The organism is Streptomyces albospinus (genome assembly GCF_014648695.1).
Lineage (GTDB): Bacteria > Actinomycetota > Actinomycetes > Streptomycetales > Streptomycetaceae > Streptomyces > Streptomyces albospinus.
In genome coordinates this window covers 223,786-235,225 of sequence record NZ_BMRP01000005.1, presented here as the reverse complement: position 1 = coordinate 235,225, position 11,440 = coordinate 223,786, and the positions used below count along the sequence as shown (strand labels likewise).

8 protein-coding genes and 1 pseudogene are annotated in these 11,440 nt (G+C 72.9%); 1 reads left to right on the top strand and 8 read right to left on the bottom strand.

Annotation, left to right across the window (positions count from 1 at the left end):
* Positions 1-289: pseudogene (locus tag IEZ17_RS10380) on the bottom strand (hypothetical protein); the annotation flags it as partial.
* Positions 290-411: 122 nt separating this feature from the next.
* Here IEZ17_RS10380 and pepN point away from each other — a divergent pair.
* Entirely contained in the window at positions 412-2,991 is a 2,580-nt protein-coding gene (gene pepN / locus IEZ17_RS10375; RefSeq protein ID WP_189298748.1) for an aminopeptidase N, read from the top strand.
* A gap of 189 nt (positions 2,992-3,180) precedes the next feature.
* Here the strand turns inward: pepN and alc are convergent, their stop codons facing one another.
* From alc to IEZ17_RS10340, 7 genes are all read right to left on the bottom strand, one after another.
* Positions 3,181-4,326: an allantoicase gene (alc, locus tag IEZ17_RS10370; protein WP_189298747.1), complete on the bottom strand. Its 1,146-nt coding sequence runs from the start codon at positions 4,324-4,326 to the stop codon at positions 3,181-3,183.
* A gap of 96 nt (positions 4,327-4,422) precedes the next feature.
* Positions 4,423-5,397: a LysR family transcriptional regulator gene (locus IEZ17_RS10365; RefSeq protein WP_189298746.1), complete on the bottom strand. Its 975-nt coding sequence runs from the start codon at positions 5,395-5,397 to the stop codon at positions 4,423-4,425.
* A gap of 35 nt (positions 5,398-5,432) precedes the next feature.
* Positions 5,433-6,374, bottom strand: coding sequence for a DMT family transporter (locus IEZ17_RS10360; protein ID WP_229852126.1), 942 nt, complete (start codon positions 6,372-6,374; stop codon positions 5,433-5,435).
* Between the two features lie 397 nt (positions 6,375-6,771).
* Positions 6,772-7,746 carry an acyl-ACP desaturase gene (locus tag IEZ17_RS10355; protein WP_189298745.1) on the bottom strand — a complete coding sequence of 325 codons (975 nt, stop codon included), beginning with the start codon at positions 7,744-7,746 and terminating at the stop codon, positions 6,772-6,774.
* A gap of 360 nt (positions 7,747-8,106) precedes the next feature.
* Complete coding sequence (locus IEZ17_RS10350) at positions 8,107-8,364, bottom strand: hypothetical protein (protein WP_189298744.1); 258 nt, start codon at positions 8,362-8,364, stop codon at positions 8,107-8,109.
* 648 nt (positions 8,365-9,012) lie between these two features.
* A complete protein-coding gene (gene malQ, locus IEZ17_RS10345; protein WP_189298743.1) occupies positions 9,013-11,145 on the bottom strand; it encodes a 4-alpha-glucanotransferase in 2,133 nt (710 codons plus the stop codon).
* Between the two features lie 6 nt (positions 11,146-11,151).
* Positions 11,152-11,421 carry a hypothetical protein gene (locus IEZ17_RS10340; RefSeq protein ID WP_189298742.1) on the bottom strand — a complete coding sequence of 90 codons (270 nt, stop codon included), beginning with the start codon at positions 11,419-11,421 and terminating at the stop codon, positions 11,152-11,154.
* Positions 11,422-11,440 lie beyond the last annotated feature (19 nt).

Sequence of the window (11,440 nt, the reverse complement as noted above, 5' to 3'; positions counted from 1 at the left end):
TTTCGCCGGGGAAGCCGCTCGTGTCGACGGCGAACTTACGCCCATCTGCGAGGTCCATCTCGACCACATCGCCGTAGGCGAACGGCGTGCTCTTCTCGTAACCGTCGGCGCCACTGCCTTCGTAGAGCCCCAGCGCGCGCTCCGCCTGCCGGATCAGGCTGCGGATCGTGTGCGACCGGATCGGACTGTGCGGCGTCATGATCACCTTTCCGTCGATGATCTCGACGGCGTACCCCTCGATGTGCGTCTGGGCTTCCACATCGCGCCAGAGCCGGTCGAGTACCGTCACGGCCCTCGCCTCTCCTGTGCCGACTGCCTCTGCGATCAGGTTACCCACCGGCTCCGACGGACCCGGCGTGGAAGGATGGCCGAAGAGTCCGATGCGATGACGAATGCGAAGGAGAGGCACGGGTGCCTGGCACGAATCTGACCCGCGAAGAGGCGCAGGAGCGGGCGCGGCTGCTGACCGTCGACGCGTACGAGATCGATCTGGACCTGAGCGGCGCGCAGGAGGGGGGCGTGTTCCGGTCCGTGACGACGGTGCGGTTCGACGCCGCCGAGGACGGCGCGGAGTCGTTCATCGACCTGGTCGCGCCGGCCGTGCACGAAGTGGTCCTCAACGGCGCGGCGCTGGACGCGGACGCGGTGTTCAAGGATTCGCGGATCGCGCTGCCGGGACTGCGGGCCGGCGGCAACGAGCTCACGGTGGTCGCGGACTGCGCGTACACCAACAGCGGTGAGGGGCTGCACCGGTTCGTCGACCCGGTGGACCAGCAGGCGTATCTCTACACGCAGTTCGAGGTGCCGGACGCCCGGCGGGTGTTCGCCAGCTTCGAGCAGCCGGACCTCAAGGCGACGTTCCGGTTCACCGTGACGGCCCCGGCGGGCTGGACGGTGATCTCCAACTCGCCGACGCCGGAGCCGGGCGGCACCGACGGGACGGTGTGGGGCTTCGAGCCCACGCCGCGGATCTCCACGTACATCACGGCGCTGATCGTCGGCCCGTACCACAGCGTGCACAGCAGCTGGGAGGGCGCCGACGGGCGCTCGGTGCCGCTGGGGATCTACTGCCGGCCGTCGCTCGCCGAGCACCTGGACGCGGAGGAGATCTTCGCGGTCACCCGGCAGGGATTCGACTGGTTCCAGGAGAAGTTCGACTACGACTACCCGTTCGCGAAGTACGACCAGCTCTTCGTGCCGGAGTTCAACGCCGGGGCGATGGAGAACGCCGGCGCGGTCACCATCCGCGACCAGTACGTCTTCCGGTCGAAGGTGACCGACGCGGCGTACGAGGTGCGCGCGGAGACCATCCTGCACGAGCTGGCGCACATGTGGTTCGGCGACCTGGTCACCATGGAGTGGTGGAACGACCTGTGGCTGAACGAGTCGTTCGCCACGTACACCTCCATCGCCTGCCAGGCCTACGCGCCGGGCAGCAAGTGGCCGCACTCGTGGACCACGTTCGCCAACTCCATGAAGACCTGGGCCTACCGGCAGGACCAGCTGCCGTCCACCCACCCGATCATGGCGGAGATCCGCGACCTGGACGACGTCCTGGTCAACTTCGACGGCATCACCTACGCCAAGGGCGCCAGCGTGCTCAAGCAGCTCGTGGCGTACGTCGGCATGGACGAGTTCTTCAAGGGCGTGCAGGCGTACTTCAAGGCGCACGCCTACGGCAACACCCGGCTGAGCGATCTGCTGGGGGCGCTGGAGGAGACCAGCGGCCGGGACCTGAAGAACTGGTCGAAGAAGTGGCTCCAGACCGCGGGCATCAACATCCTGCGGCCCGAGATCGAACTGGCCGCGGACGGCACCGTCGCCTCGTTCGCGGTACGGCAGGAGGCGCCCGCGCTGCCCGCCGGGGCCACCGGCGAGGCGGTACTGCGCCCGCACCGGATCGCGATCGGCTACTACGACCTCCAGGACGGCACGCTCGTCCGCACCGGAGGCGTCGAGCTGGACGTGGACGGCGAACTGACCGAGGTCCCGTACCCCGAGGGCACCCCGCGGCCGGATGTGATCCTGCTCAACGACGGCGACCTGTCGTACGCCAAGGTCCGGCTGGACGAGCAGTCGCTGAAGGTCGTCACCGAGCACCTCGGCGACTTCACCGAGTCACTGCCGCGGGCGCTGTCGTGGGCATCGGCCTGGGACATGACCCGGGACGCCGAGATGCCCACCCGGGACTACCTCGCACTGGCCCTCTCCGGCATCGCCAAGGAAACCGACATCGGCGTCGTCCAGTCCCTGCACCGCCAGGTGAAGCTGGCGATCGACCTGTACGCGGCACCGGAGTGGCGCGAGACCGGGCTCGCCACCTGGACCGAGGCCGCGCTGGCGCAGCTGCGGGCGGCTGCGCCCGGCGGTGACCACCAGCTGGCGTGGGCCCGGGCGTTCGCCGCGTCGGCGCGTACCGACGCCCAACTGGACCTGCTCCAGGGGCTGCTGGACGGTACGGAGGAGATCGCCGGGCTGGCCGTGGACACCGAGCTGCGCTGGTCCCTGCTGGAGCGGCTGGCGGCCACCGGCCGGGCGGACGAGAAGGCCATCGCCGCGGAGCTGGAGCGGGATCGCACCTCGGCCGGCGAGCGGCACGCGGCGACCGCCCGCGCCGCGCGGCCCACGGCGGAGGCCAAGGCGGAGGCCTGGGCCTCGGTGGTGGAGTCCGACCACCTGCCGAACGCCGTGCAGGAGGCGGTCATCGCCGGCTTCGTGCAGACCGACCAGCGGGAGCTGCTGGCGCCGTACACGGCGAAGTACTTCGACGCCGTGAAGGGCGTCTGGGACTCCCGCAGCCACGAGATGGCCCAGCAGATCGTGGTGGGCCTCTACCCGTCCCTCCAGGTCTCGCAGGAGACCCTGGACGCCACGGACGCCTGGCTGTCCGCGACCGACCCGAGCCCGGCGCTGCGCCGCCTGGTGACGGAGTCGCGCGCGGGCGTCGAGCGGGCGCTGAAGGCGCAGGCGGCGGACGCGGCGGCGGGCTGACCCGCACCCCGCGGACCTCACAGGGGCGTGCCCCGGAACCCATGAGGTTCCGGGGCACGCCCCTGTAACGGGCTTCTGGATCAGGGTTGGTGACGCCCGGCGGCGGCGCGGGCTGGCGCTGCCGTCCGCCGGGCGAGTCCTGGTCCGCCGGGCCCCGCCCCCCTCCCGCGGGCCCGGCGGGATGCGGGGTCAGCCGTTGAGCTCGTCGAAGCGGCGGATCAGCTCGGCGCGGCCGGCCTCGGTGAGGTCGCCGTGGACGCGCATCCGGGCCAGGCCGCCGTCGGGGAAGACGTCCAGGCGGACGTGGGTGGCGGTGACCCGGCGGGGCAGCACGAAGCGGTGCGGGGTGTCGGGCTGGAGCCTGGTCCTGGGCAGGATCTCGAACCACGCGGACGCGTCCTCGGGGTCGCCGTCGCAGCCGGAGAGGGCGGCCCAGCCGGCCGAATTGCCCTTCAGGTACGCGGTGTCGATCTCGACGGCGCGGATCTCGCCCTGCGCGGCGAGGCGGAAGCGCACCCAGTCGTTGGTGCCCCGGACCCGGCGGCGGCGGTTCTCCCAGCCGTCGTCCATCTTGCGGGACAGATCGGGCTGGATGATCTGGGTGGGCGAGGAGTAGAAGCGGTCGGAGGCGTCCTCGACCACACCGCCGTGCATCACGGAAGCCAGGTCGAGCGAGCCGAGCACGTCCAGCCACTCCGGGTCGGGCACGACCTCGCCGTGGACCCGGAGGCGGGCTATGCCGCCGTCGGGGTGCTGCTTGAGGCGGAGGTGGGTGAAACGGCGCTCGGCGGTGACCGCGAAGCCGTTGGCGGCGTGGCCGCGTACCGGCGTGCGCGGGACGATCTCCTCCCACTTGACCCCGTCGGCCAGCAGGTCGTCGGGGCCGGGGCTGCCGGGCAGCGACGTCGCCTCGACGGTGACCTGCTGGGGGTAGTTGCCGCGGAAGTGGGCGGTGTCGACGATGAGGCCGCGGATCACGCCGGGGGCGGCGAGGCGGATCAGCGCCCAGTCGTGCTCGTCCTCGGTCGGGAAGGGGTGCTCGCCGTCGGCACCGCGCCGGCGCCGGGTCTCCCAGCCGTCCATGATCTTGCCCTTGTGGCCGAAGTGCTCGGGGTCGAAGACCGCCGGGCCCGGCTTCAGCAGGTTCTCGCGCTCGGCGAAGAACTCGTCGTTCGCGGCGACGACCCCGGCGCCGAAGCGGCGGTCGGCGAGGTCGACGAGCGCGGTGAAGGGGAAGTCCCCGCCGCGGTAGTCGGCGTAGGGGTCGCCGCCGCCGTACGGGTCGGCGTCGTTGGCGTGGGGATCGGTGGAGTCGGCGGCCGGGGTGGCGGGCATGCGGTTCCCTTCGTGCGCGGCGGGCGGTGCTGGGGACCGGTCCACCGTCGCAGCGGGGCACCCGACAGGTCCATCGAAAGTTTTCGATGGTTGTGTTCAGCTGGACTGAACGGTTCCGGGTGGCTCGGCGGTGTCCGCGCTCCCCCTGGCCGTCTGCGCGGCGGCGGCCTGGCGCAGTGCGGCCAGCACCCGGGCGAGCCCCGGCGCGTCCTCGGAACCGCGCCGGGCGGCGGCGACCACATGGCGGCGCGGCTGGTCGGCGTGCAGCACCCGCAGCGCCACCCCGGAGCCGCGCCCGAGGCCCCGGATCCCGCCCGACCGCGCCATCCGCGGCACCAGCGCGACGCCCATCCCGGCCGCGACCATCGCCCAGATCGCGCTCCAGTCGGCGGCGGCATGCGCCTGCTCCGGGACGAACCCGGCGTTCTCGCAGGCGGTGGTGGTGATCTGGGACCAGGGGCCGCTGCTGCCGAAGATCCACGGCTCACCCGCCAAATCGGCCAGCCGCAGCCCCGGTTCGGCGGCCAGCGGATGACCGGCCGGCAGCGCGACGTCCAGCGGGTCGGCGAGCAGCGAGACCCGGCTGAACCTGGGGTCGCGGGGGGTGGGCGCGTGCGCGGCCAGCGACAGGGCGAGATCCACGCTGCCCTCCGCCAGCAGCTCGTACGCGGCCTGTGCCTCCGCCTCCCGTACGGCCACCGCCAGGCCCGGATGGGTACGGCGCAGCTCCTGCACGGCGGGGACCACCAGCGCCGGGATGGCGGTGGAGAAGGCGCCGACCCGCACCTGCCCCGCCTCGCCCTGGAGGTAGCCGAGGAGTTCCGCGTCGGCCCGCTCCAGCTGGGCGAAGACCGCCTCGGCGTGCCGCAGCACCAGCTGCGCGGCGTCGGTGAGCCGGACCCGCCGGCCGTGGGCCTCCAGGAGCGTCACCCCGAGCGCCTTGGCCAGCCCGGTCAGCTGCTGCGAGACCGCCGAGGGCGTCATGTGCAGCGCCTCGGCGGTCGCGGTGACCGTGCCCAGCTCTTGGAGTGTGCGCAGGATGCGCAGCTTCTTGATGTCCCAGTCGGCCATGCGGGCAGCGTACGCACCCGCCACGGCCGGACCGGTCACCGCCGGCTGCCCGCCGCCCCCAGCGCCACCCCGGCGACGATCAGCGCCATGCACAGCACCTGCACCGCCCCGATCCCCTCGCCCAGGACCGCCGAGGAGAGCAGCGCCACGCAGACCGGCTGAAGGTAGTAGACGACCCCGGCGCGGGCGGCGCCGACCAGGGCGACGGCCTTGTTCCAGGTGAAGTAGGCGACGGCCGAGGAGAGTACGCCGACGTAGAGCAGCGGCCCCGCGGTGCCGGCGGTGAGCCGGAAGCCGCCCTCGGCGGCGAGGCTGATCGCGTAGGCGGGCAGCAGCATCGCGGCGCCCAGCGCGAAGGTCGTGAACAGGAAGGAGAGCCCGCCGATCTCCTGGGGGCGGCGGCGCAGCAGCGCGCTGTAGCCGGCGAAGGTGGCGGTCGCGGCGAGCATCCACAGATCGCCGGTGGCGAAGTCGAGGTGCAGGATCGCGGCCGGCGAGCCCTTGCCGACCAGGGTGACGACGCCGAGCAGCGCGATCACCATGCCGGCCGCCCGGCGCGCGCCGAGCTTCTCCCGCCCGCCGCCGCGCCGCCCTCCGGCGAGGTCGAAGAGGGCGATCATCATCGGCGAAGCGGCGGCGATCATGGCCATGTTGGTGGCGGAGGTGCTGCGACCGGCCGTGTAGATCAGGGTGTTGAAGAGGGTGACGCCCAACAGGGCGGCCAGCGCCAGGAATCCGAGGTTCCGGCGGATCACCGGCCACTGGCGGCGGACCTGCGGCAGGGCGACGGGGGCGACCGCGAGCAGCGCGACGATCCAGCGCCAGAAGGCGGTCTGGACGGGCGGGACGGTGTCGTGCAGGGCGCGGGCGATGACGAAGTTGCCGGACCAGACGACGGTCGCCGTCAGGGCCAGCGCCAGGCCCACGGCCTGCGCGGACGGTGTGCGGCGGACTCGGACCCGCTCCAGGACTGCCACGGTTTCCTCTCCCTCGGTGGTGGATACGGATCCACCGTGGCAGCCCGTCAAGCATCAGGTCTATCGAATACTTCAGCCATTTCCTTTCAGCAAAACTGAAAGGAACACCCGTGACCGACGGAAACACCCGTACCCGGGCAGTCCACCCCGCCCGACCACCCGCCACCACCCCTCACCACACGCAAGGAACTCATCACTCTCCGTAATCGTTGCGAGTGTAAGGAAGCAGCACGCGAGGCGCCGGCCCCTCACCCCGGGACGGTGGACCGGACCCGCAGGCCCCCGGGCCCACCGCCCCCAGGGTCCAGACTCCCCGGCGGGTTCAGGTCATGGGCGGACTCCCCGGCCCGCCGCCCGGCTGGCAGCGTTCAGGCCCCCGGCCCACCGCCCGGCGGGCCTACTGCCGGGCCGCCCGGCGGGCCAGGATCGCCGCCTGCCGCTCGTCGAACTTCCGGGCCTGCCCGTCCAGTCCGCCCATGAACAGCCCCAGCTCCTCCTGCGCCGCCAGCCCGACCGAGCCCAGCCCGCCGATCTCCAGCACCTTCAGGAAGCGCAGCACGGGCTGGAGCACATCGTCGTGGTGGATACGCAGGTTGTAGATCCCGCCGACCGCCATCCGGACGGCGGCCCGCTCGAAGCCGGGCATGCCGTGGCCGGGCATCCGGAAGTTGACGACCACGTCCCGCACCGCACACATGGTCTGGTCGGGGGCCAGCTCGAAGGCGGCGCCGAGCAGGTTCCGGTAGAAGACCATGTGGAGGTTCTCGTCGGTGGCGATCCGGGCCAGCATCCGGTCGCACACCGGGTCGCCGGAGTGGTGGCCCGTGTTCCGGTGCGAGATGCGGGTGGCCAGCTCCTGGAAGGCGACGTACGCCACCGAGTGCAGCATGCTGTGCCCGTTGTCGGACTCGAAGCCCTCGGACATGTGGGCCATGCGGAACCGCTCCAGCTCGACCGGGTCGACCGCGCGGCTGGTGAGCAGGTAGTCGCGCATCACGATGCCGTGCCGGCCCTCCTCCGCGGTCCAGCGGTGCACCCAGGTGCCCCAGGCGCCGTCCCGGCCGAAGAGGGTGGCGATCTCGTGGTGGTAGCTGGGGAGGTTGTCCTCGGTGAGGAGGTTGACCACCAGCGCGACCCGGCCGATGTCGGAGACCTTGGACTGGTCGGGGGCCCAGGGCTCGCCGCCCATCACACCGTCGAAGTTCCGCCCGTCGCTCCACGGCACGTACTCGTGGGGCATCCACTCCTTGGCGACCTTCAGGTGCCGGTTGAGCTCCTTCTCGACGACCTCTTCGAGTGCGTAGAGCAGCTGGGCGTCACTCCAGGCGGCCTGGCCGCGCTCTCCGTTATGGCGGGCGGGGGCGATGGTCAAGGGGAACTCCTGGGGACGACGGACCTACGGCTCCGTAGGTTTTGACCTACGGCCCCGTAGGTTACGTCATCGTAGGTACAGTCCGGTTAAACAGTTCCCCAATAACAAAACGGTCGAAAAGCGCTCAACAGCCGCTCTGCAACCGGTTTTTCACCTGCGGAAACGACCCGGGGGTGAGCCAGGACGGAATGAGGGAGGAGCCAACGCGGCCTCCGGGGACGGCACCGACCTCCGGGGACGGCACCGGCGTCCGGGTACAGCAAAGGGGTGCCCCCGGTCCGGATGGACCGGGGGCACCCCTTTGACGTTTCGGGCGCGGGCGGTCAGCCCGCGGAGCCCGTGCCGAGCCCTGTGGTGGACTCAGCTCTTGGGCTCGGCCCGCTTGCGGGACTTGTCGGTCACGATGACCAGTCCGGCGATGACGAGGAAGAGCACGACGGGCAGGACGACGTAGAGACCGAGCGTCTCGATCACGCTCAGGCCCGGACCCGGGTCGTCACCGTCGTCGCGGGTGAGCGCAAACGCGGGGGACGACATCAGCAGCAGCAGCGCGGTGCCGGCCGTGACGGTTCCGGCGCGCAGGGCAGTGTTCTTCACGTTCTTGACCTTGTTGCTCACCCAATCAACGTATCGGACGCCTGCCCACTCCGCGCGCCCGGGGTGGCGCAAGCCGCATCACGGCAGGCCGGGGGGACATGGCTGCGGTGCGGCGCCACCGGCCGGAGGAAGGTCCAGGGTGGCGGCCAACTCGTCCCGGACCCGGTACGGACTCCGGTGCGGACCCGGCGCGGACCCGGCGCGGACCCGGTGCGCGCGGGCCTGTTCCGGCGCCTTACGGCGTCTTACGGCGTCTTACGGCTCCTTGCAGCGTCCGCGGCCAACGGGGCGGGCGATGCGATGCGATGCGGCCCGGCGCGGTCCGGCGCGGTGCGGTGCGGTGCGGTGCGAGGATCCGCTGGTGCTCGGTGGTGGCGCCTTGGGTCACCACCGTCCACCGGCCCGCCCTACGCCGATCCGCGCCTCCGCGGTACAGCGCTCGCTCCGCCGCCCGTGCCGGATGTTCCATATATCCCGGATTTGCCAGATATTCCGGATGCTCTCGACCGGAACGGGCCGGCGATCCGTTGCGGAGGCGCGGCGTACGGCGGTCCCGGAGGCGGTGGGCGCGGCAAGGGCCTCGGGGGCGGTCCGGCCGTTCCGGGCGGGGTGTCCGGGGCACGGTGCCGGGCGCCGCGGCGCGCCGGAAGGGTGTGCGACGGGCCGGCGTCAGCGGTCCACCGACGCCAACTCCCGCATCAGCGCGTGCAGTCGGGGTGACGCCGCCAGCTCTTCGAGGGTTTGCGGGCGGCCGTCGGGGCCGGCGATGGGGAGGCGCCAGTTCGGGTATTCGTCCCATGTCCCGGGGAGGTTCTGCGGGCGGCGGTCGCCCACGGCGTCCGGGAGCCAGACGCCGACCATCCGCGCCGGGGTGCGCAGCAGGAAGCGGTGCACGGCCTTGACCGCCGCCTCCTCTTCGCCGGTGCCCTCGGGGAGCAGCCCCTGCCGCGCCAACTCGCCCAGCCACTCGCGGAGTTCGCACGCGGCACGGTACCGCTCCTGCTCCGGGGGGCCGGCGAGCAGTCCGAGGCGGGCGCGCAGCGCGACGTCCTCGCCGGTGAGCCGGGCGGCGGTGGGCGGCAGATCGTGGGTGGTGACGGTGGCCAGGCAGCCGGCGCGCCACTCCTCGGGGGCGAGGATCCGGGCTTCGGCGGCGGCCGGTTGCGCCGCCGGGTCCGCGTCGGGCGGGGCGCCGTTCCCGTAGTCCCGTTCGAACCACAGCACGGACGTGCCCAGCACCCCCCGCTCGGCGAGTGCGTCGCGGACGCCGGGTTCGACGGTGCCCAGGTCCTCGCCGATCACCGCCGCGCCCGCCCGGTGTGCCTCCAGGGCCAGTATCGAGAGCATCGCCTCGCCGTCGTAGCGCACGTACGCGCCCTCGGTCGGCGGGCGGCCCTCGGGGACCCACCACAGCCGGAACAGCCCCATGACGTGGTCGATGCGCAGCGCGCCGGCGTGCCGCAGCAGTCCTTGCAGCAGCGCGCGGTACGGGGCGTAGCCGGCGGCGGCCAGGACGTCCGGGCGCCAGGGCGGCAGGCCCCAGTCCTGGCCGCGGGAGTTGAAGGCGTCGGGCGGTGCGCCGACGGACATCCCGGCGGCGAAGGCGTGCCGCTGTGCCCAGGTGTCGGCGCCGGAGGGGTGCACGCCGACGGCGAGGTCGTGCACCAGCCCGATGCCCATCCCGGCCTCCCTGGCGGCCCGTTGGGCGGTGGCCAGCTGCTGGTCGGTGAGCCAGGCGAGCCGGGAGTGGAAGTCGATCCGGTCCAGCAGTTCGGGGCGCAGCCGGGCGGTCCCGGGCGAGCGGGGGTCGCGCAGGCCGGCGGGCCAGCCGCGCCAGTCGGGGCCGTGCCGTTCGGCGAGCGCGCACCAGGTGGCGTGGTCCTCCAGGGCCTGGCCCTGCTCGGCGAGGAAGTCGCAGTACGTGGCGCGCCGCCCCGGGGTGAGCGGGACGGCGCAGAGCAGTTCCAGGGCCTCCTGCTTGAGGGCCCAGACCGCGTCCCGGTCGATCAGCGCGCCGTCGTCGAGGACCGCGGTGCGCAGTGCGCGGGCCTGTGCGGCCAGTTCGCCGGCCCGGGCGCGGTCGGCTCCGGCCAACTGGGCGTATTCCGGGATGTGTTCGATCCGCAGATGGACCGGGTCGGGGAAGCGGCGCGAGGAGGGGCGGTAGGGGGACGGGTCGGTGGGCGGTCCGGGGACGGCCGCGTGCAGCGGGTTGAGCTGGAGGAAGCCGGTGCCCAGGGCGCGCCCGGACCAGGCGGCGAGGTCGGCGAGGTCCCCGAGGTCGCCCATGCCCCAGGAGTGCCGGGACAGCAGTGAGTAGAGCTGGACGAGGAAGCCGTGGCTGCGGCCGGGCGGTTCGGGCACCCGGTCGGGGGCGACGATGAGGCGGGCGCGGGCGGTGCGGCCGTCGGGGGCGTCCGCGCGGAGGTCGTGGACGCCGAGGGGCAGCTCGGCGAGGGGTGCGGTTCCCGGTGCCCCGCCGCGGAACGCGCCGTCGCGGAGCTCGGCGCCGACGATGCCGCCGTCCTCGGTCCGCACGCGCAGGACGGTGCCTTCGGGAAGGCCGGCGAGGTGTGGTGGCCGGCCCCGGCGGGCGGTGACGGTGGGCGGCAGCAGGGCGCGGCCCGCGGTCTCCTCGTAGGCGGCGAGGGCGGTGCGTACGGCGTGCGGCGTGGAGGCGTCGACGCCCAGTGCGGCGAGCACGGCGACGACGGTGTCCTCGGAAACGTGGACGGCCTGGCCCGGCGAGGGTTCGTAGGACGTGGCGATGCCGTGGAGCCGGGCGAGCCGCGCGCGGCCCATGGCTGCTCAGACCTCCATGGACTCCGTGCCCAGGCCGGCGGCCGTCGGCTCGCTGGTCAGCGGGAGTTCGGCGGCGATGGGCACCTCGCTGGTCAGCGGGGCGATGTCGGCGAGCGGCGGCTCGCTGGTGAGCGGCGGCTCGGCGAAGCTGAAGGATCCGGAGCCGTCGAGGCCGGAGTCGGGACCGGACACGCCGTCGAAGAGGTCGGGCTCGGCCGGCGCGGTTGCCGGTTTGGTGGCCAGTGCGTCGAGGAGCAACTGAGCGGATGCGGCCACGAGGGCCTCCCGTTCATCG

What these genes read in the sequence shown, in the direction of transcription:
- malQ (WP_189298743.1), bottom strand. Translation starts at nt 11,145, where the DNA reads ATGGGCCGCGCGCGGCTCGCCCGGCTCCACGGCATCGCCACGTCCTAC.
- IEZ17_RS10365 (WP_189298746.1), bottom strand. Translation starts at nt 5,397, where the DNA reads ATGGCCGACTGGGACATCAAGAAGCTGCGCATCCTGCGCACACTCCAA.
- alc (WP_189298747.1), bottom strand. Translation starts at nt 4,326, where the DNA reads ATGCCCGCCACCCCGGCCGCCGACTCCACCGATCCCCACGCCAACGAC.